This window comes from Streptomyces sp. Ac-502 (assembly GCF_045222935.1).
In the GTDB taxonomy this organism is placed as follows: Bacteria; Actinomycetota; Actinomycetes; order Streptomycetales; family Streptomycetaceae; genus Streptomyces; species Streptomyces monomycini.
Genome location: NZ_JBHFFO010000001.1, coordinates 4,481,841 through 4,499,073 on the forward strand (window position 1 = coordinate 4,481,841; position 17,233 = coordinate 4,499,073).

Consider the following 17,233-nt stretch of genomic DNA (forward strand, 5'->3'; position numbering starts at 1 on the left):
CCCTGAGCTGGGGTGTTGCGACGACCACTAGAACTCAAGGCACCCGGGGGCTCTTGCGCTGGGCTGCCGTGCCGTTACGGCAGGTTCCGCGCCATCACGATGCGCTGGACCTGGTTGGTGCCCTCGTAGATCTGCGTGATCTTGGCGTCGCGCATCATGCGCTCCAGCGGGTAGTCGCGGGTGTAGCCGTAGCCGCCGAGGAGCTGGACGGCGTCGGTGGTGATCTCCATGGCGGCGTCCGAGGCGTAGCACTTGGCGGCGGCGCCGAAGAAGGTGAGGTCCTCGGGCTTGCCGCCGGCGGAGATGCGCTCGGACTTGGCGGCGGCGGCGTAGGTGAGCTGGCGGGCGGCCTCCAGCTTCATGGCCATGTCGGCGAGCATGAACTGCACGCCCTGGAAGTCGCCGATCGGCTTGCCGAACTGCTTGCGCTCCTGGACATAGCCCTTGGCGTAGTCGAGGGCGCCCTGGGCGATGCCGAGGGCCTGGGCCGCGATGGTGATGCGGGTGTGGTCCAGGGTCTTCATGGCGGTGGCGAAGCCGGTGCCCTCCGCGCCGATCATGCGGTCGGCGGGGATGCGGACGTTGTCGAGGTAGACCTCGCGGGTCGGGGAGCCCTTGATGCCGAGCTTCTTCTCCGGGGCGCCGAAGGAGACGCCCTCGTCGTCCTTCTCCACCACGAAGGCGGAGATGCCCTTGGAGCGCTTCTCCGGGTCGGTCACGGCCATCACCGTGTAGTACTCGGAGACACCGGCGTTGGTGATCCAGCGCTTGACGCCGTTGAGGACGTAGTGGTCGCCGTCGCGTACGGCCTTGGTCTTCATGCCGGCCGCGTCGGAACCCGCGTCCGGCTCGCTCAGGCAGTACGAGAACATCGCGTCGCCCTTGGCGAGCGGGCCCAGGTACTTCTTCTTCAGCTCCTCGGAGCCGGAGAGGATCACCGGGAGGGAGCCGAGCTTGTTGACGGCCGGGATCAGCGAGGAGGAGGCGCAGACGCGGGCGACCTCCTCGATGACGATGACGGTGGCCAGCGCGTCGGCACCGGCGCCGCCGTACGCCTCGGGGACGTGCACGGCGTGCAGGTCGTTCAGGGTCAGCGCGTCCCTGGCCTCCTGGGGGAAGCGGGCCTGCTCGTCCACCTCGGCGGCGAACGGGGCGATCTTCGCCTCGGCGAGCGAGCGCACCGACTCGCGGAGCATGTCGTGCTCCTCGGACGTCCGGTACAGATCGAAATCAGCGGTTCCCGCCAAGGTTTCTCACTCCCCTGAGAGCTGACTGCAGTGCTAACTACCGTTAAGTAACCCGAATTCTAGGGGGCGGTACGGCACCGGGGATACGTGAGTTAGCCGACAGCACCCGTACGGTCCCGGCCACCGGGCCCGGACCCCCGGGACCCGGCCGGACTATGCTCAGGCAGCGCACTCCTCCCCGTATGCACCTGGAGCACCCATGGCCCTGAAGATCACCGTGATCGGCACCGGCTACCTCGGCGCGACGCACGCCGCGGCCATGGCGGAGCTGGGATTCGAGGTGATGGGGCTGGACATCGACCCGGCGAAGATCGCGATGCTGGAGCGGGGCGAGACCCCGATGTACGAGCCCGGCCTGGAGGAGCTGCTGCGCGCGCACGTCGCGGGCTTCGAGGGCACCAGCGGCCGGCTGCGCTTCACCACCTCCTGGGAAGAGCTGGCGGACTTCGGCGACGTGCACTTCGTGTGCGTGAACACGCCGCAGAAGCACGGCGAGTACGCCTGCGACATGTCCTACGTCGAGTCGGCCGTCGAGTCGCTGGCCCCGCTGCTGCGGCGCCCGGCGCTGGTGGTCGGCAAGTCGACGGTCCCGGTGGGCAGCGCGGCGCGGCTGGCGAAGCGGCTCGTGGAGCTGGCGCCGGCCGGCGAGGACGTGGAGCTGGCGTGGAACCCGGAGTTCCTGCGCGAGGGCTTCGCCGTGCAGGACACCCTGCACCCGGACCGGATCGTGATCGGTGTCGACGGCGGGCGGGCCGAGGAGCTGCTGCGGGAGGTGTACGCGACGCCGGTCGCCGAGGGCTCGCCGTTCGTGGTGGCCGACTTCCCCACCGCCGAGCTGGTCAAGACGTCCGCGAACTCCTTCCTGGCCACGAAGATCTCGTTCATCAACGCCATGGCGGAGGTGTGCGAGGCGGCCGGCGGTGACGTGGTGAAGCTGGCGGAGGCGATCGGTCACGACGAGCGGATCGGCAAGAAGTTCCTGCGGGCCGGTATCGGCTTCGGCGGCGGCTGCCTGCCCAAGGACATCAGGGCGTTCATGGCGCGCGCCGGTGAGCTGGGCGCCGACCAGGCGCTGACGTTCCTGCGCGAGGTCGACTCGATCAACATGCGGCGCCGCGGCCACATGGTCGAGCTGACCCGGGAGGCGGTCGGCGGCTCCTTCCTCGGGACCCGGGTCGCCGTCCTCGGCGCCACCTTCAAGCCGGACTCGGACGACGTACGGGACTCGCCCGCGCTCAACGTCGCCGGGCAGATCCACCTCCAGGGCGGCCAGGTGACGGTCTACGACCCCAAGGGCATGGAGAACGCGCGGCGCGTGTTCCCGACGCTGGGGTACGCGGACTCGGCGCAGGAGGCGGTGCGCGGCGCCGACGTGGTGCTGCACCTGACCGAGTGGCGGGAGTTCCGGGAGCTGGACCCGGCCGCGCTGGCCGAGGTGGTGGCCACGCCGCGCATACTGGACGGCCGTAACGCGCTCGATCCGGCGCTGTGGCGCAAGGCGGGCTGGACGTACCGGGCGCTGGGCCGTCCGCAGGCCTGAGACGGGAAGGAACGACGAAGGGCCGGGCCCGTCTTGAGCCCGGCCCCTTGTGGCGTTGTCGCGCCGCTCAGCCGTCGAGCTGGTCGATCGTCGCGACGGACGGTCCGCGCTCGGCCTGCACCGCACGCGCGACGTCCTCCGCGCCGCGCAGCGTGCGGACGGCGTTCTGCCAGGTCAGCTTGGCCAGGTCGGCCGTGGACCACTTCCGGTCCAGGAGTTCGGCGACCAGGTTCGGGTAGCCGGACACGTCGGCGAGGTCGGCGGGGGTGAAGGCGGTGCCGTCGAAGTCGCCGCCGATGCCGATGTGGTCGACGCCGGCGACCTCGCGCATGTGGTCGAGGTGGTCGGCGACGGTGGCGGCGGTGGCGAGCGGGCGCGGGTGGCCGGCCTCGAAGGCGCGGTGCACGGCCATGCCCTCGGCGGTGGTGTCCAGATGGTGGAAGCCGTGCGCGCGCATGTTCTCGTCCGCCCGCAGCGTCCAGTCGACGGCCTCGGGGAGGATGAACTTCGGCACGAAGGTGGCCATCGCGATCCCGCCGTTGGCGGGCAGCCGCTCCAGCACGTCGTCCGGGACGTTGCGCGGGTGGTCGCAGACCGCGCGCGCTGAGGAGTGCGAGAAGACGACCGGCGCGACGCTGGTGTCCAGCGCGTCGCGCATGGTGTCGGCGGAGACGTGCGAGAGGTCGACCAGCATGCCGAGACGGTTCATCTCGCGGACGACCTCGCGGCCGAAGGCGGTGAGTCCGTGCGCGCGCGGCTCGTCGGTGGCCGAGTCCGCCCAGGCGATGTTGTCGTTGTGGGTGAGCGTCAGGTAGCGCACGCCCAGTTCGTACAGCGCGCGCAGGGTGGCCAGCGAGTTGTTGATGGAGTGGCCGCCCTCGGCGCCCATCAGGGACGCGATGCGGCCCTCGGCGCGGGCCGCTTCCATGTCGTCGGCGGTGTACGCCAGGCGCAGGTCGCCGGGGTAGCGGGCGGCCAGCAGGCGCACCACGTCGATCTGTTCGAGGGTGGCGCTGACCGCCTGGTCGCCGGTGTAGTCGGTCCGTACGTACACCGACCAGAACTGCGCGCCGACGCCGCCGGCCCGCAGCCGGGGGATGTCGGTGTGCAGGTGACCGGTCTGGTCGCCGGCGATGTCGCGCCGGTCGAGGTCGTAGCGGACCTGCTCGCGCAGGGCCCAGGGCAGGTCGTTGTGGCCGTCGACGACGGGGTGTTCGGCGAGCAGCGCGCGGGCCGCCTCCAGGGACGCGCTCACTTGCCGTTCCCGAAGCCGAAGCCGGCCGGGGTGGCGACCTTGTTGCGCAGCCGCTTGCCCTTCTCGGTGGCCTGCTCGTTCAGGTGCTGCTGGAACTCGCGCATCCGGGCCTGGAGGTCCGGGTCGTGGGCGGCGAGCATCCGGGCGGCGAGCAGCCCGGCGTTGCGGGCGCCGCCGACCGAGACGGTGGCGACGGGCACCCCGGCCGGCATCTGCACGATGGACAGCAGCGAGTCCATGCCGTCCAGGTACTTCAGCGGTACGGGCACGCCGATGACCGGCAGCGGGGTGACCGAGGCGAGCATCCCCGGCAGGTGGGCCGCTCCCCGGCGCCCGCGACGATCGCCTTCAGGCCGCGGCCGGCGGCCTCCTCGCCGTACGCGATCATCTCGTGCGGCATGCGGTGCGCGGAGACGACGTCGACCTCGTAGGGGATCTCGAACTCGTCCAGGGCCTTGGCGGCGGCCTCCATGACGGGCCAGTCGGAGTCGGAGCCCATGACGATGCCGATGACGGGGAAGTGCTCGCACTCATTCGGTGATGGTTCCTCGCAGATAGCCGGCGGCGTGCGCGGCGCGCTCTCGCACGTCGGCCAGGTCGTCGCCGTAGGTGTTGACGTGTCCGACCTTGCGGCCGGGCTTCACGTCCTTTCCGTACATATGGATCTTCAGCTGCGGGTCCCGTGCCATGCAATGGAGGTACGCGGAATACATGTCCGGATAGTCGCCGCCGAGGACGTTGGCCATCACGGTCCACTTCGCGCGCGGGCGGGGGTCGCCGAGCGGCAGGTCGAGGACGGCCCGCAGGTGGTTGGCGAACTGCGAGGTGATCGCGCCGTCCTGGGTCCAGTGGCCGGAGTTGTGCGGGCGCATGGCCAGCTCGTTGACGAGGATGCGGCCGTCGGCGGTCTCGAACAGCTCGACCGCGAGGTGGCCGACCACGCCGAGTTCGTGCGCGATGCGCAGCGCCAGTTCCTGGGCCTGGCCGGACAGCGCGTCGGAGAGGCCGGGGGCGGGCGCGATCACCGTGTCGCAGACGCCGTCGACCTGGACGGACTCCACGACCGGGTACGCGACGGCCTGGCCGTGCGGTGAACGGACGACGTTGGCGGCCAGTTCCCGGACGAAGGGGACCTTCTCCTCGGCCAGAACCGGCACTCCGGCGCGGAACGGCTCGGCGGCTCCCTTGGAGGATCGTACGACCCAGACGCCCTTGCCGTCGTAGCCGCCGCGGACCGTCTTGAGGACAACGGGGAAGCCCCCGATCTCCTCCGCGAAGCGCTCCACGTCCGCCGGGTCGGCGACGACGCGGTGCCGGGGGCAGGGCGCCCCGATCGCGTCGAGCTTCGCTCGCATCACCCCCTTGTCCTGGGCGTGCACGAGCGCGTCGGGGCCGGGCCGGACGGGGATGCCGTCGGCCTCCAGTGCCCTCAAGTGCTCGGTGGGGACATGCTCGTGATCGAAGGTGATCACATCACAGCCACGGGCGAAGGCGCGCAGCGTGTCCAGGTCGCGGTGGTCGCCGATGACGACCTCGCTGACCACCTGGGCCGCCGAGTCCTGCGGGGTGTCGCTGAGGAGCTTGAACTTGATGCCGAGGGGGATGCCCGCCTCGTGGGTCATACGGGCGAGCTGACCGCCACCGACCATGCCGACTACCGGGAACGTCACGCCCCCAGGGTATCCGCCCGCCCACGGACCCCGGTCACCGCCTTGGAGGAACGTACGAACGCAAGTGCGCCACTCTCACCGTCGCGGCCCCCGGGGATCGGCGCGGGCGGTAGGCTCGCCGCCCGCGCCGAGGGGAAGGAACGCATGAGCGAGGGCCGGACGCCCGGGCGCACCAGGACCGTGGGGATCGTCGTCGCGTTGGCGGCCCTGGCCGCCGCGGTCTACGCGGTGATCACCCAGCTGACCCGTCCCGTCGTCTTCGACGAGGACGACCGGCAGATCACGGTCTCCCCCGGCACCCACTTCTCGATCCGCCTCAAGGACAACCCTGCGACCGGCTTCCGGTGGGTCCTCGCCACGCCGGAGCCGGACCCGGCCGTACTGCGGAGGACCGGCGGGCACTACGACGCCGACGAGCCGGTCCGCCCGGGATCGGGCGGCCTGCGCTACGTCGATTTCATGGCGCGGGGCGCCGGACGTACCGAGGTGACTCTCAGATACTGCTTCCGCTGCGGCACCCCGCAGGCCGACGAGCAGGACGAGAACAGCCGGACTCGGCGGTTCCGCGTGACCGTGGACTGACATGTCTCGTACGCCCCTGCCGTCCCGGGTGGCAGGCAGCACACAGGTCCCCTGGTTAGCATGAGCGTGCGGTTGCACGGGGGCGACCGTGCAGGAACGCCCACGACCGCCCACCACAGGAGCTGAACGATCACGATGAGTGAACGGAGCGCACTGCGGGCCCGACTGGACACGCTGGCCCGCGAACTCATGAAGTTCGGCGCCGTCGGGGGTGCGGGGGTCCTCGTCAACTTCGTCGTCTTCAACCTGGTACGGCACCTGACCGAGCTGCCCGTCGTCCGGGCCAGCGTGGTGGCGACCGTCGTGGCCACCGGCACGAACTACCTCGGCTACCGCTACTTCACCTACCGGGACCGCGACAAGAACGGGCGGACCAAGGAGCTGACGCTCTTCCTGCTGTTCAGCGTCGTCGGCCTGGTCATCGAGAACGGCGTCCTGTACGTCGCGACGTACGGGTTCGGCTGGGACACCTCGCTGCAGAGCAACGTCTTCAAGTTCCTCGGCATCGGCCTGGCCACGCTCTTCCGCTTCTGGTCCTACCGCACCTGGGTGTTCCGCGCACTGCCCGCGCGCGAGGCCGTGGAGACCGCGGAGTCCTTCCTGACCGAGGGCGCGCAGCCGCAGCGGGCGGCGAGCGCGGCGGCGGCCGAGCGGCCGAGCGACTAGAGCGCGCGGCCGGGGGCTGCGCCCTGCGCCCCCCGGGGGCCCCCGGCTCACTCCGGCGACGGCTCCGCCTCACGCGCGAGAAAGAGCGCGAAGACCGGCGGATACTGCTGGAGGAGTTCCAGCCGTCCGCCGTCCGCCTCCGCGAGATCACGGGCCACGGCAAGCCCCAGCCCCGTCGAATTCCGGCCACTGACCGTCCGCTCGAAGACCCGCGAGCCGAGGTCCGGCGGTACGCCCCGGCCGGCGTCCGTGACCTCGACGACCGCCTGGTTGCCGGTGACCCGGGTGCGCAGCGCCACCGTCCCGTCCCCGTGCATCAGCGAGTTCTCGATCAGGGTGGCGAGGACCTGGGCCACCGCCCCTGGGGTGCCGACCGCCCGCAGCCCCTTCTTGCCGGAGCGGACGATGGCCCGGCCCGCGCTGCGGTAGGCCGGGCGCCACTCCTCGACCTGCTGCTTGACGACCTCGTCGAGGTCGAAGGCGACGGCGGAGCCGGAGCGCGGGTCGCGGGAGTTGGTCAGCAGCCGCTGGACGACGTCGGTGAGCCGCTCGACCTGGCCCAGCGCGATGGTGGCCTCCTCCTTCACCGTGTCCGGGTCGTCGGTGAGGGTGATCTCCTCCAGCCGCATGGACAGCGCGGTCAGCGGAGTCCGCAGCTGGTGGGAGGCGTCGGCGGCGAGCCGGCGTTCGGCGGTGAGCATCCGCGCGATGCGCTCGGCGCTGGCGTCCAGCACGTCCGCGACCCGGTCCAGCTCCTGGACCCCGTACCGGCGGTGGCGCGGCCGCGGATCACCGGAGCCGAGGCGTTCGGCGGTCTCCGCGAGGTCGGTCAGCGGCGCGGTCAGCCGGCGGGCCTGCTGCACGGCGAGCACCACCGCGGCCAGGATCGCCAGGATCGCGACGGCCAGGATGACCAGCAGCGTCCGGCCGATCTCGGCGCTGACCGCGGAGCGCGGTTCCTCGACGGTGACGGTCTCACCGCGGTCGCCGTGCTGGGTCGAGGCGATGACGTCACCGGACGGCCGGGAGCCGATCTCGATACGGGACCGGCCCGGCACCTCGATCTCGGCGTACCGCTTGGCGGTGATCTGCTCCGAGAGGATCTCGGGCGTCAGCTTCTCGCCGCTGCCCAGCCGGCTCTCCACGATGCCGACGAGCCGTACGGCCTCGGCGGCGACGCTGTCCTGCGCCCCCGACTGGATGGTGCGGGTCTCCACGATGACCAGCGAGACGCCGAAGACGGCGATCACCACGAGCACCACGGCGAGAGTGGAATTGATCAGACGGCGGCGCACGGTGTCCTCCGGGCGGGATGCGTTCGTTCTTCTACTTCTTCCCGCCCGGCGGCGGGCAAAGAGCCTGTGTCCGGGCCCCGGCCGGGCGCCCGGACACAGGCTCTCAGCTCTTCTCGAAGCGGAAGCCGACGCCGCGCACGGTGGCGATGTACCGCGGGTTGGCCGCGTCGTCGCCGAGCTTCTTGCGGAGCCAGGAGATGTGCATGTCCAGCGTCTTCGTGGACGACCACCAGGTGGTGTCCCAGACCTCGCGCATCAGCTGGTCACGGGTGACGACCCGTCCCGCGTCCCGCACCAGCACCCGCAGCAGGTCGAACTCCTTCGCGGTGAGCTGGAGTTCGTCGTCCCCCATCCAGGCGCGGTGCGACTCGACGTCGATCCGTACGCCGTGCGTCGCGGGCGGCTGCTGCGGCTCGACGGACGAGCCGCGGCGCAGCAGGGCGCGGACGCGGGCGAGCAGTTCGGCGAGCCGGAAGGGCTTGGTGACGTAGTCGTCGGCTCCGGCGTCCAGGCCGACGACGGTGTCGACCTCGTCGGCGCGGGCGGTGAGCACGAGGATGGGGAAGGAGTGGCCTTCGTTGCGCAGCCGGCGGGCCACCTCCAGGCCGTCCATACCGGGCAGGCCCAGGTCGAGGACGACCAGGTCGATGCTGCCCTGCAGACCGGCGTCGAGCGCCGTGGGGCCGTCCTCGCGCACCTCGACTTCGTAACCCTCGCGGCGCAGGGCGCGGGCGAGCGGCTCCGAGATGGACGCGTCATCCTCGGCGAGCAGTACACGGGTCATGGGCCGATGGTAGTCCCAGGTCTTACCTCCCCGGGCGGGACCCGGTGCGCCCGGAGGTGGCCGGAAAACGTCCCGCGGACGGCGCGCCGGCGGCGTGCGCGCGGCCGGCGGGTGATCAAGGGGCGGGGCGCGCTCCGCGGCCGCCGGCCTCCGTACGGTTCCCGGTTGATCATGTGACCGTTGTCTCAGTGGTCCCACCGGTGCGGCTGCTGGACGTATGGTGTCCCAACGTCCGTAGCACAGCCTCGGGACCCGTGACGCTCACGAGCCGTCATCGGTCCCTGTTGTGTGCGGGGCTGGTACCACCAGTCTTGATACACAGTGAATGACCTGTCGACCGGGTCCACCGCGCACACAGCACGGGGGCGTGGATCCCGGTGTCGCGAGTGTCCCGCCGATTCCTCTTCCAGTGGCGTCGGCCCCCGAGGACGTGGGGGCGGGCAACGTGACGCCGGTGCCGGTCAGCCGACCCGGGCGCGCTGCGGTCTCCTCACGCGTCCCGAGCACACCTAGGAAGCACCATGGCGTCCAGCCTGACGAAGGACGCCGGCGCGCAGGGGAACCCTGCCAGCGACGGCAAAACCTTCTTCGGCCACCCCCGCGGACTGGCCACCCTCTTCATGACCGAGATGTGGGAGCGGTTCAGCTTCTACGGCATGAGGGCACTCCTCGTCCTCTACCTCATCTCGGGCGGCGCCGACGCCAAGGTGGGCGAGCAGGGCGGCGGCCTGGCCATGACCGCCGCGACCGCCTCGGCGATCTACGCGGTCTACATGGCGATGGTCTACCTGCTCGCCATGCCCGGCGGCTGGTTCGGCGACCGGGTCTGGGGCCCGCGCAAGACCGTGATCATCGGCGCGGGCGTGGTGATCGTCGGTCACCTGACGCTGGCCCTGCCCGGCCAGGGCACCTTCTTCGCCGGTCTGGCCCTGGTGGCGCTCGGCTCGGGTCTGCTCAAGGCCAACATCTCCACGATGGTCGGCCAGCTCTACGACGGCCCGCAGGACCCGCGCCGCGACTCCGGCTTCACGATCTTCTACATCGGCATCAACCTCGGTGGCGTCTCCGCCCCGCTGGTGGTCGGCACCATCGGTCAGAGCATCAACTGGCACGTGGGCTTCGCTACCGCCGGTCTCGGTATGGCGCTGGGTCTGGTCGGCTTCCTGTTCGGCACCCGCAACCTGAACCCGCGCAGCGGCGAGGTCCCGACCCCGCTCACCCGTGAAGAGCGCACGGGCTGGCTGCGCAAGGGCCTGATCTGGACCGTCGTCGCGGCCGTCTTCTACGGCATCGTCGTGGCCACCGGGACCTTCACGCTGAACTGGGCGCTGATCCCGATCAGCCTGCTCGGCATGATCATCCCGATCTCGGTCCTGGTGCGCATCAAGCGCGACAAGGAACTGACGCAGACCGAGCAGACCAAGGTCAGCGGCTACATCTGGTTCTTCGTCGCCGCCGCGATCTTCTTCATGATCTTCGACCAGGCCGGTTCGACGCTGAACGTCTTCGCCGACAAGAACACCTCGGACACGGTCTTCGGCCTGCACTTCCCGTCGACCTGGTTCCAGTCGGTGAACTCGGCCTGGGTCCTGGCGCTCGCGCCGCTGTTCGCCGCGGCGTGGACGGCGCTGGCCCGGCGCTCGAAGGAGCCCAGCACGGTCGTGAAGTTCGCGATGTCGATGCTGCTCGTCGGCGCCTCGTACTTCGTGTTCATCGTGCCGATGCAGATGTCCTCCGGCGGCGACAAGGTCAGCCCGATGTGGCTGATCACCGTCTACATGATCCAGACCATGGGTGAGCTGTGCCTCTCCCCGGTCGGCCTGTCGGTGACCACCAAGATGGCCCCGCAGAAGTACGCCAGCCAGATGATGGGCGTGTGGTTCCTCGCCGTCACCACCGGTGACTGTGTGGTCAGCCTGATCTCCCTGGCCGGTGCCGACCTCAGCGGTGTGGGGGTGGTGGCGTCCGAAGCGGCCCTGGCCGTCCTGGCCGCTGTGGCGATCTGGATGTCCCGCAAGAAGATCGAGGCGTCCATGGGTGACGTCCACTGACGCTGTCGTAGCGCGTCCCCGATACGCGGAGGGGCTCGGTGCCAAGGGGCACCGGGCCCCTCCTGCGTTCCGCCGTCAGCGGCGCCGCAGCGCCCGGCCGGGCGCGAAGGTGAAGACCGCGCCGCCCAGCAGGACAACCGTGCCCGCGACCAGGGCGAGGGCGCGCAGGCCACCGTGGTCGCTCGCGCCGGTCTCCGCCAGGCCGCCCGACGTGCCGCCCGTGCTCGCGGGGCCCATCGAGCCGCCGCCCGCCGTGCCTCCGCCGGTGCCGCCGCCCGTACCGCCGGTCGTGCCGCCGGACGCGGACGAGCCGCCGCCGGTACCGCCCTGCTGGGCCGTCGTGTCCAGAGCCAGGGAGACGCCCGGGTCCTTCTCGGGGGTGCAGGTCGTGGTCGTCCCCAGGGCGTTGACGGTCAGCACACCGGGCGTCAGGGTCGTCTTCCCGGTGACGCCGGGGGTGTAGGTGCCCTTCAGGTCGGGGACCGCGATCGGCTGTCCGGACTTGATGGGCTCCTTGTTCGCCGGGCCCTCGGTCGTGACCGCGCCCTTGTCGGCGCCGCCGACCCGTACCCGCATGGACGGCTTGACCGCGCCGGCCGGGATGTCCGCCGGGCTGTCCATCACCGACTTCGCGAACTTCACCGTCAGGTCGTAGGCACCGCCCTTCTTGGTGGCGTTGATCTGCACCGGGGAGGTGGCCTTCTTGTCGCCGATCGGGGTCTTGCAGGCGTACGGGACCTGGACCTGCTTGCCCTCGTAGGAGGTGCCGTCGGGGGCGCCTCCGCCGCCGGAGGAGCCGGCCGTGCCTCCCGTACCTCCCGAGCCGCCCGTACCGCCGCCGGTCGAGCCGCCGGTGTCCGAACCGCCCGCGGCGCCGCCGGTGCTGCCCGCGCTCGTGCCGCCGCTCGCCGTGGAGCCGCCGGTGCTGCCGCCCGTACCGCTGCCGCCGGTGTCACCGCCTCCCGTGCCGCCGCCGGTGGTGCCTCCCGTGCCGCCGCCGTCCGTCACCTTGATCGTGGCGGCGGGCCGCACGTCCTCCTTCGGGGTGCATTTCGTGTCGGTGGAGATCGGCTTGTTGACGTTGATGTTGTAGAAGCCGGGCGCCAGGGTGATCTCGCCGGGCTTCTCCAGCTTCAGGGTGCCCTTCATGTCGGAGAGCTTCATCGGGCTGTTCTTGGGGATCGGCGGGTTCTGCCGCGGCCCCTGGACGCTCAGCTCGCCGCTCTGCGCGCCGCCCACCTTGATCTTGCCGCTGGGCTGCACGGTGTCCTTGTCCAGGTCGAGGATGTCGGGGTTCTTGGACGCGGCCTCGACCGTCCGCCACACCACCTCGACCTCGTCGCCGACCTTCGCCGTCGCGGGCGCGGTGATCTCCACCTTGGTGGTGCCCTGGATCGCGGGCAGTCCCGAGATCGGCGGCGGTACGCACTCGGTCCGGTACGCCGTCTCCGCGGCGTCGGCCGGTCCGGCGGCCGTCAGTATGCCCGCACCGGCGAGCATCAGGGCGAAGCCGCCCGCGCTCGCTCTCCTGCGTTGCCTCGTCACGTGGTGCATCACGTGGAACCTCTCGATGTCGGAGGGTCGGTGGGTGGTGCTGTGGTGGCGGACGGTGCGGTGTCCGGGGTGAACCACGGCAAGGGGGCGGCGGCATCGCCGTCCGCGGGGGCGGGCTCCGCCGTGCGGGGCGCGGGGGCGCGGGCGCCGCGGTGGCGTCCCGCGGCCGCCGGACGCCGGGGAGCCCGCGGTACGGCCCTCCCCACGGCCGGCCCTTCGTACGGGCCGCTCCCGGGCGCGGGCGGACCCGGTCGACGACCGCCATGCCGATACGGAAGGCGGCGGCCGGCACGACGACGCACAGCAGGATCCAGAACAGCGTCACGCCCCAGGGCCGCCCGACGCCCCACGGCTGCTCGGCGAGCACCTTGCCGCCGTACTTCAGCGACACGAGGTAGTCGCCGTGCGCCCCGGCGGGCAGTTCCACCGGCAGTTCGATGCGCTGCTTCCGCCCGGCGGGCACGGTCCCCTGCCACTGCCGCTCCTCCCACTGCGGGGCGAAGACGCCGTGCGAGGTGCCGACCTCGAAGACCGGGTCCACGGCCGGGGTGGAGCCGACGTTGCCCACGGTGACCACGAGCCGTCGTTGCGCGGGTGCGCCGAACCAGGTCAGCAGGCCGCTGGAACCTTCCAGCCGCGGCGGCGCCAGGATGCTCAGCCGCCCGCCCGGGTCCTGCCGCGGCAGCGGCGCGACGGGGTGCCCGGCCACCGTGAACGGGGCGTCGGCGGTGGCGGACGCGCCGGTCACGGTGGCGGCGTGCACGACGCACGGGCAGGGCTTCGGCGGCTCGGCGACCGGCAGGTCCTTGCGGAAGGAACCGTCCGGGCCGGTGGTCACGGCCCGGCCGTCGCCGTTGGCGCACGCGTTGGTGCCGCCGATCATGTTCTGTCCGCAGATGAGCAGGGTGAGCAGCGTCCCGGGGCGCCAGCCGCCGCCGGTCACGGTGAGGGTGCCGCCCTTGCCCGCTTGCTGGGCGGAGAGGTGGATGCGGGGGGTGGGGGCGGTATGGGCTGCTGGGGCGGGCTGGGGGGCGGCTGAGGCCATGGCCGGTACGGGCAGCAGGGCGAGGCAGAGAAGGGCGAGGAAGGGGTTCGTCCGGCCGCCCATCCAGCCGATCATCCGGCCGCCCGTCCGGCCCCTCGTCCGGCCGGTCATGCGGCCGGTCATGCGTCCGCCCCCGCCCGGGCGCCCGTCCCAGAGGCCGCATACGACTCCTGTGGCGGCCCCTGTGGCGCTTCCGCCGCCGGAGAGCCCTGCCGAAGCCCCGCCGCCCGCCTCCGGCGCCGTACGCGCCACAGGGCCGCGCCCGCCAGCAGCCCCGCGGGCGGCAGCGCGGCAGCACTCCACGGGACCGCCGTGTAGGAGGCCGCCGCCGTCCCGCGCGCGCCACCCGGCGCCGTGGCCGTCAGTCGTACGTTCACCGAGTCCAGCGCGGGCGGATCGGGCCACGGCTCGGTCAGCGGGACCCGGCGGCCCGGCGGCAGCGTGACGGGGAGGGTGCGCGCCGCGCGGCGCAGGGCCGGCCCGAAGAGCCCGTCGGCGTCGACCGCGAGCCGTGGCGTGAGCGTGGTGTTGCCGCGGTTGACCAGCGCATACCGGATGACGGCCGCGCTTCCCCGGCGCTCCACCGTCACGTCCTCGACGCTCAGCGCGGCCAGTACGGGCCCGGTCACCCGCAGGTGCACCGGGACCGTGGCCGTCCTGCCGTCCCCTTCGGCGACGAGTGCGGCCGGGTGGTCACCCGGGGTCGCGTCCCTGGGGACGGTCACGGTGAAGGGCACGGCCGCCCGGGTGCGCGGTGGCACCCGTACCTCCTTGCCCGCCGTGGCGATCCAGCCGCCGGCCCCGGCCGGTCCGCCGCGCAGCCGGAGCGTCACCGCGCTGCCGCCGGGGTTGGTGAGCGACAGCCGGTCGTCGAGGACCGCGCCGGGCACGCCTTCCAGGTAGAAGTACGGGCGGTCCTGGGCGCTCGGCCGCGCCTCGCCTCCGGGGGCGGGCGCGGCGGTCCAGGGCCCGCCGCCCGGGACGGAAGCGGACGGATCGGAGGCGGACGGGCCGGAGGCGGACGAGCGCGGGGCGGACGGACCGGACGCGGACGGGCCGGGCGCAGGTGCGGGTCCGGGCGCGGCGTACGCCCCGGCCGGGCTCAGCAGCGCGACGGCGGTCGCGAGAGCTGCGCCCGGGGCCACCGAGCGGGTACGGGACGGCATCGGCGGCTCCTGGGGCTGGTGCAAGCGCTGCGCTCGTACGCGTGCGGGGTGGGGGCGGGCCCTGGAAACGCGGTACGGGACTCAGACGCGCTACTGGTTGCGCCGGGTCAGCCAGAGGACGCCCGCCGCGCCGGCGAGGAGCACCGTGCCACCGAGCGTGCCGAGGGCGACGGCGGAGTCGGCCGGGCCGGTCTGCGGCAGTTCTCCGCCGCCGGAGGTGCCCGTCGATCCTCCGGTGCTGCTCCCGGAGCCGCCCGTGGACCCGCCGGTGCCGCTGCCACCCGTACTGCCGGAACCACCCGTTCCGCCGGAACTCCCCGTTCCGCCCGCGCTCTTGACGTCCAGGGTGAGCGACGGCTTCGGGTGGTTGACGGGGGTGCAGGTGGTGGTCGTCCCGAGGGCCTTGATGGTGAGCGTGGACGCGGTGAAGGTGACCTTGCCGCTCTTCTGGGGCGTGTACGTCCCGCTCAGGTCACTGATCTTGATGGGCGTGTTGGCGGGGATCGCCTTGTCGTTGGGCGGCCCGGACACGGGTACGGTGCCGCTCTCCGCGCCGCCCAGCCCGATGAGCGCGCTCGGCTTCATGGCGCCCGCGCCCAGTTCGACGGGGCTGGAGGAGACGCCCTTCTGGAAGGACATCACGAGCTTGTACGCGCTGCCGCTCCGCGTACTCCTGATGTCGATGGGCGAGACCGCGCCCTTGTTCCCGATCGGCGTCTTGCACTGGTAGTTGACGTCCACCACGTCGGCCTGCGCGGCCGGCGCGGTGAGCAGGACCGCGGACCCCGCCGTCAGCGCCACGGCCGCGGCCAGGCCGGCCGCGCGGCGGCGGGGGCGCGCGGCGTGCTGTTCGTAGAAGCGGGCCACCTTGAGTTCCCCTTCTCGCGGTTGAGCGCCGCCCGATGTTACTGACGGCACATCAGATCGGTGGCTCAAGGTACGCCGGGGACCTTGTCGAGGGAAGTCACAGAACAGGCCGGATCCGTACGGCGCGGGACGCCAGGAGAAGGCGGGGAGCCCGCCGAGCGGGGGCGGGAGGGGCGTAAGGGATACAGGGGGCGCAGGGGGCACCGGATGCGCAGGGGGCACCGGATGCGCAGGGGGCACCGGATGCGCAGGGGGCACCGGATGCGCAGGGGGACGGAATGCGCACGCGTCACAGCCCGCGCGGCCGCGGAGCCGCGCCACCCCGGTCACGCCGTACCGGCCACGCGGCCCGGTCGCGGCGCACACCGCCGTACACCGCGCCCCGCGCTGCCCCAGGACACGAAGGCCCCAGGGCGCGAAGGAGGGCCCCGCCCAGGGGCCCTAGGAGGGAGCTGCCAGCTCCGCCCACACGGTCTTGCCCGTGCCGTCCGGGTTGCGTACGACTCCCCAGTCCAGACACAGGCGCTGCACGATGAACATGCCGTGCCCGCCGGGCCGCCCCGCCCGGTGGGGGTGCGGGGCGCGGGCGAGCCCGCGCCGAGGTCGGTCACTTCGATGCGCAGCACCTTGGCGTTGCTGCGCAGCCGGAGTTCCTCGGGCCCCTCGGCGTGCAGGCAGGCGTTGGTGACCAGCTCGGAGACCACGAGCAGGACGTCCTCGGCGGCCGCCCGCTGGTCGGCACCGGCGGCCGGGAGCCAGCCCCAGTCGTGCAGGCCCTGCCGGGCGAAGTCACGGGCTCGCGCGACGGCTCCCTGCACACCCGCCAGGCGCAGCCTGCGGATCTGGCCGGCCGGCACGGCCGGGGAGGCGGAGGGAGCGCCGGCGTTGCCCGGCTCCGGGCCGAGGTCGCCCGGCGGGTACGGCCGGGTGGTGCTCATCAGCGCTTCACCTCACCGATTCGCCATTTCACGGATAGCGGTTACCTGACAGATTCAACAGATTCAGATGTCTCCTGCCCGACGGGACCGTGAGAACACCCACTTCTTGGGTACGGAAGTTGTGACGCGGGCAACGCATACGGGAGGAACCCCTCGTAGTGCACCGTTCGCGCCACCGCCGTCAGTCGGCGAGAGCCTTGTCGAGGGAGTCGTGCACGGTGAACACCGCGTCCGCGCCAGTGATCTCAAAGACCCGCGCCACCACCGGCTGCATCCCGGCCAGATGTACCCCGCCTCCCCGGCCTCCGCCTTCAGGCGGGCGCCGAGCAGTACGTTCAAGCCGGTGGAGTCCATGAACTCCAGCTGCGAGCAGTCGACGACCAGTCGCGCGAAGCCGTCCGCGACGCACCTCTCGAGTGATTCCCGCAACAGGTCCGCGGTGTGGTGGTCCAGCTCACCCGCGACGGTCACGATCGCGCTGGCACCTTGATGCCGGATCGCGACATTGAGCCGTCCCCGACTGGCACTGCCGACCGTCCCGCGGTCCATGCGCGTGCACCCCTCTTGCTGTCT

12 protein-coding genes and 3 pseudogenes are annotated in these 17,233 nt (G+C 72.1%); 4 read left to right on the plus strand and 11 right to left on the minus strand.

What is annotated here, in order from left to right; all coding sequences use genetic code 11:
- Positions 1 to 74: 74 nt before the first annotated feature.
- Entirely contained in the window at positions 75 to 1,247 is a 1,173-nt protein-coding gene (locus ACEXOX_RS20055; protein ID WP_406522272.1) for an acyl-CoA dehydrogenase family protein, read from the minus strand.
- Between the two features lie 199 nt (positions 1,248 to 1,446).
- Here ACEXOX_RS20055 and ACEXOX_RS20060 point away from each other — a divergent pair, with 199 nt between their 5' ends.
- Positions 1,447 to 2,787 carry a UDP-glucose dehydrogenase family protein gene (locus tag ACEXOX_RS20060; protein WP_406522273.1) on the plus strand — a complete coding sequence of 447 codons (1,341 nt, stop codon included), beginning with the start codon at positions 1,447 to 1,449 and terminating at the stop codon, positions 2,785 to 2,787.
- 67 nt (positions 2,788 to 2,854) lie between these two features.
- On the opposite strand, the gene ACEXOX_RS20065 is transcribed toward ACEXOX_RS20060, so the two are convergent.
- The 3 genes and pseudogenes from ACEXOX_RS20065 to ACEXOX_RS20075 all read right to left on the minus strand — a co-directional run bounded on the left by ACEXOX_RS20065 (position 2,855) and on the right by ACEXOX_RS20075 (position 5,691).
- A complete protein-coding gene (locus ACEXOX_RS20065) occupies positions 2,855 to 4,042 on the minus strand; it encodes a dipeptidase (protein WP_406522275.1) in 1,188 nt (395 codons plus the stop codon).
- Positions 4,039 to 4,541, minus strand: a pseudogene (gene purE, locus ACEXOX_RS20070) (5-(carboxyamino)imidazole ribonucleotide mutase). Before purE ends, ACEXOX_RS20065 begins: the two are co-directional and overlap by 4 nt.
- A 31-nt stretch (positions 4,542 to 4,572) precedes the next feature.
- Positions 4,573 to 5,691, minus strand: coding sequence for a 5-(carboxyamino)imidazole ribonucleotide synthase (locus ACEXOX_RS20075; protein WP_406526402.1), 1,119 nt, complete (start codon positions 5,689 to 5,691; stop codon positions 4,573 to 4,575).
- 165 nt (positions 5,692 to 5,856) lie between these two features.
- Here ACEXOX_RS20075 and ACEXOX_RS20080 point away from each other — a divergent pair, with 165 nt between their 5' ends.
- Together ACEXOX_RS20080 and ACEXOX_RS20085 are read left to right on the plus strand one after the other, a co-directional pair.
- Positions 5,857 to 6,294 carry a protease inhibitor I42 family protein gene (locus ACEXOX_RS20080; RefSeq protein WP_406522276.1) on the plus strand — a complete coding sequence of 146 codons (438 nt, stop codon included), beginning with the start codon at positions 5,857 to 5,859 and terminating at the stop codon, positions 6,292 to 6,294.
- A gap of 135 nt (positions 6,295 to 6,429) precedes the next feature.
- Positions 6,430 to 6,960: a GtrA family protein gene (locus ACEXOX_RS20085; RefSeq protein ID WP_406522278.1), complete on the plus strand. Its 531-nt coding sequence runs from the start codon at positions 6,430 to 6,432 to the stop codon at positions 6,958 to 6,960.
- Between the two features lie 47 nt (positions 6,961 to 7,007).
- Here the strand turns inward: ACEXOX_RS20085 and ACEXOX_RS20090 are convergent, their stop codons facing one another.
- Positions 7,008 to 8,255, minus strand: a complete 1,248-nt coding sequence (locus tag ACEXOX_RS20090; protein WP_406522280.1) for an ATP-binding protein — start codon at positions 8,253 to 8,255, stop codon at positions 7,008 to 7,010.
- A 103-nt stretch (positions 8,256 to 8,358) separates the two neighbouring features.
- A complete protein-coding gene (locus ACEXOX_RS20095) occupies positions 8,359 to 9,039 on the minus strand; it encodes a response regulator transcription factor (protein WP_030021664.1) in 681 nt (226 codons plus the stop codon).
- Between the two features lie 521 nt (positions 9,040 to 9,560).
- Here ACEXOX_RS20095 and ACEXOX_RS20100 point away from each other — a divergent pair.
- Positions 9,561 to 11,090, plus strand: coding sequence for a peptide MFS transporter (locus ACEXOX_RS20100; RefSeq protein ID WP_406522282.1), 1,530 nt, complete (start codon positions 9,561 to 9,563; stop codon positions 11,088 to 11,090).
- Positions 11,091 to 11,165: 75 nt separating this feature from the next.
- Here ACEXOX_RS20100 and ACEXOX_RS20105 read toward each other — a convergent pair whose 3' ends face one another.
- From ACEXOX_RS20105 to ACEXOX_RS20125, 5 genes and pseudogenes are all read right to left on the minus strand, one after another.
- Positions 11,166 to 12,644, minus strand: a complete 1,479-nt coding sequence (locus ACEXOX_RS20105; protein ID WP_406522284.1) for a hypothetical protein — start codon at positions 12,642 to 12,644, stop codon at positions 11,166 to 11,168.
- A gap of 1,164 nt (positions 12,645 to 13,808) precedes the next feature.
- Complete coding sequence (locus ACEXOX_RS20110; protein WP_406522285.1) at positions 13,809 to 14,855, minus strand: hypothetical protein; 1,047 nt, start codon at positions 14,853 to 14,855, stop codon at positions 13,809 to 13,811.
- Positions 14,856 to 14,945: 90 nt separating this feature from the next.
- Positions 14,946 to 15,722 (minus strand): LPXTG cell wall anchor domain-containing protein, encoded by a 777-nt coding sequence (locus ACEXOX_RS20115; protein ID WP_406522286.1) that lies wholly within the window; start codon positions 15,720 to 15,722, stop codon positions 14,946 to 14,948.
- A gap of 441 nt (positions 15,723 to 16,163) precedes the next feature.
- A pseudogene (locus ACEXOX_RS20120) lies at positions 16,164 to 16,660 on the minus strand (ATP-binding protein).
- A gap of 181 nt (positions 16,661 to 16,841) precedes the next feature.
- Positions 16,842 to 17,209, minus strand: a pseudogene (locus ACEXOX_RS20125) (STAS domain-containing protein).
- Positions 17,210 to 17,233 lie beyond the last annotated feature (24 nt).

Excerpts from the sequence above, each read along its gene's own strand:
- ACEXOX_RS20095 (WP_030021664.1), bottom strand. The coding sequence starts at position 9,039 with ATGACCCGTGTACTGCTCGCCGAGGATGACGCGTCCATCTCGGAGCCG.
- ACEXOX_RS20085 (WP_406522278.1), top strand. The coding sequence starts at position 6,430 with ATGAGTGAACGGAGCGCACTGCGGGCCCGACTGGACACGCTGGCCCGC.
- ACEXOX_RS20110 (WP_406522285.1), bottom strand. The coding sequence starts at position 14,855 with ATGCCGTCCCGTACCCGCTCGGTGGCCCCGGGCGCAGCTCTCGCGACC.
- ACEXOX_RS20100 (WP_406522282.1), top strand. The coding sequence starts at position 9,561 with ATGGCGTCCAGCCTGACGAAGGACGCCGGCGCGCAGGGGAACCCTGCC.
- ACEXOX_RS20060 (WP_406522273.1), top strand. The coding sequence starts at position 1,447 with ATGGCCCTGAAGATCACCGTGATCGGCACCGGCTACCTCGGCGCGACG.
- ACEXOX_RS20080 (WP_406522276.1), top strand. The coding sequence starts at position 5,857 with ATGAGCGAGGGCCGGACGCCCGGGCGCACCAGGACCGTGGGGATCGTC.
- ACEXOX_RS20105 (WP_406522284.1), bottom strand. The coding sequence starts at position 12,644 with ATGCACCACGTGACGAGGCAACGCAGGAGAGCGAGCGCGGGCGGCTTC.
- ACEXOX_RS20075 (WP_406526402.1), bottom strand. The coding sequence starts at position 5,691 with ATGGTCGGTGGCGGTCAGCTCGCCCGTATGACCCACGAGGCGGGCATC.